Raw genomic sequence first — 2,304 nt, forward strand, 5'->3', positions numbered from 1 at the left:
ACCTTCAAAATGGGCTTGTACTCCTTCTGCCATTCATCCTCTGTAAACTGCGCGAAGAATCCCTGGTAAATTTCTTTCAGGTTTTTAGGAAGAACTGATAGGTTATCAAGTGAGTATTGCCCAGCTTCCAACTCATCCAACACCAGCTTGGTATACAAAAAATTGCCCGTCGAACGTTGGATTAGTTCATTCACCAGAGCTTTAGAGGATATCTCTGCTGCATCTACTTGACTCCGAAGAGAACTCTGCTTAACTCGACGTTCCACATACTGCCAGATATCTGCTAAACTCTGCTCTGACGTCTCCTCCAGCTTGTGCACCATCCGTGAATCGAACTCCCGCAGCACTCGACGATCGGGACGCGAGGTCAGAATGAACCGCACCCAGCTAGGCAAGCCTTCGGACTGAGACAAAGCGCCCAACAGCGTCACGATGTTTTCATCGTCATCATTGCCCTCTGTCATGGCAACTGCCGTACCCAAAGCATCAATCACGAAGATCGCTGGTGTTGGAAGTGTCTCCTGACGTTTGGCATAAATCCCAGGTAATACTGCTAACGGTGCTCGAATCAAGATATCTAGCTCGTTCTCAGGATCACTGCTCTTCAGGCTTGCAATATCAACCTCAGTAATCTCGCTATCGGTCTGTGACTCAACCTGGATCTTGACCTCTGCTTCTAAGTGAACCGGCTTGATTGTATTGATCAATGCCAAGTCATAATGCGGCAAAGTTTTTCCTAACTGAGCGGCTAGCGATCGCAAAATTCGCCCTGGTCTAGCTGTTTCTGCATCCCCAGTTCGACAAAAGTGGTAAGCAACAATATCTTTGCGGGTTTGAATCAGATGAGCGGCGATCGCACTCTTCCCCACTCCAGGTTCACCCGTCAAGACAAAGAATCGCTCTTCTGTTTGTGTTAGCCAATTATTAATCTGTGCCAAGAGCCACTCTCGTCCCGTGAACCCCTCGGTAAAGCGTTCTATGTCGTGGGTAAAATCAATGATAGAGAGACGGGTCGTGCAGGAAGTAGTCATAAGTGCCCATTTTGAGAGTAGTTATAGACGCTGAAAGAAAGTATTTTTGGGAGATTTTTTAAGTGGCGATCGCACTGCTTAAAAGATTGTTTTTTGAGGGAGGCGATCGCACTTTCCCCTACGCCTGGTTCTCCCATCAAGCTGGTGGGGGGACAGAGGAGGCTCTAAGGCAGAGGTGAAAGGGAGTTGAGGGAGAATAGGACAAGAAGGAAAGGTTCCCGCTTGTTGAGAAGACCTTCCACCATAAAGATGCCTGAATTCTACCAAACTCATCTACGTTCTTGCCTCAGTCCAGCTCAATTTCTCCTACTCCTGCTGGTGATTCAACTCTTACAAGCCCTCAAAACCATCAAGCTTGAATTCCTCGTAGCTAATCTGCCGATACCCATTCAAACCGAAAGCCGTCGTCGCAAGCTAAAACGCTTTTTGAGTTTGAGCGAGTTGAGCTTTGAGGACCTCTGGCATCCGATTCTCGTGGAGCAGTTACACCAAACTTATGCACCAGGTGCCAGAGTGTATGTTGCCTTAGACCGAACGCAATGGAAGCAGACGAATTTGTTAGTGCTCAGTTGGGTAGAACAAAGACGAGCCATTCCCATCTACTGGATAGAACTGTCACATCTGGGAAGCAGCAACTTTAAGGAGCAAAAGAAGTTGTTACTCAAGGCGTTGCGACCCCTGAAGGAGTACAAAGTGGTAGTCCTAGGCGACCGCGAGTTTTGTGCAGTCAAACTGGCGCGATGGCTGAAATGTCAAGGGGTCTATTGTTGTTTACGCTTACGGTGCCACGAATACTTGCAACAATTCAATGGGGATTGGCAGCAACTCAAACAGCTGGGGTTGAAACCCGGAATGCAGACATTTTTTCGCGGCGTAAATGTGACTAAAACCCATCAAGTCGGTGGCTTTCAAGTGGCAGCCTGTTGGCGAGGCAAATACCGAGGCAAAGTTGCCAAAGAAGGGTGGTTCTTGTTAACCAATTTGTCCTCCCTCCAAGCTGCAACTCGGGCTTATGCAAATCGCATGGGCATTGAGCAAATGCTGAGAGATTGCAAAAGGGGCGGTTATCATCTGGAAGGAACAGGACTTAAAGGCACTCGCTTAATCGCCTTACTTTTAGTCATGACTTTAGCCTATGGGTCAGCAACCTTTGTCGGACAAAAACTGCGTCAACGAGGGCTGGCTCATTACATTGCTCGTCCCTCCCAATCGCAGCGAAGCCACCCTAAACATAGCAATTTTTATACGGGTTTGTATGCCTTTAGCTGGGTCA

Annotated in this window: 2 protein-coding genes; one reads left to right on the forward strand and one right to left on the reverse strand. The window is 47.9% G+C overall.

Annotated elements, in window-relative coordinates:
• The coding region (locus H6F93_RS07905) for a P-loop domain-containing protein (protein WP_190679993.1) at positions 1-1,031 on the reverse strand (1,031 nt) is incomplete at its 3' end.
• 249 nt (positions 1,032-1,280) lie between these two features.
• On the opposite strand from H6F93_RS07905, the gene H6F93_RS07910 reads away from it, so the two are divergent.
• A partial coding sequence (locus tag H6F93_RS07910) for an IS4 family transposase (RefSeq protein ID WP_190679994.1) occupies positions 1,281-2,304 on the forward strand: 1,024 nt, incomplete at its 3' end.

The organism is Leptolyngbya sp. FACHB-671 (assembly GCF_014695745.1).
Lineage (GTDB): Bacteria > Cyanobacteriota > Cyanobacteriia > Elainellales > Elainellaceae > JAAUTN01.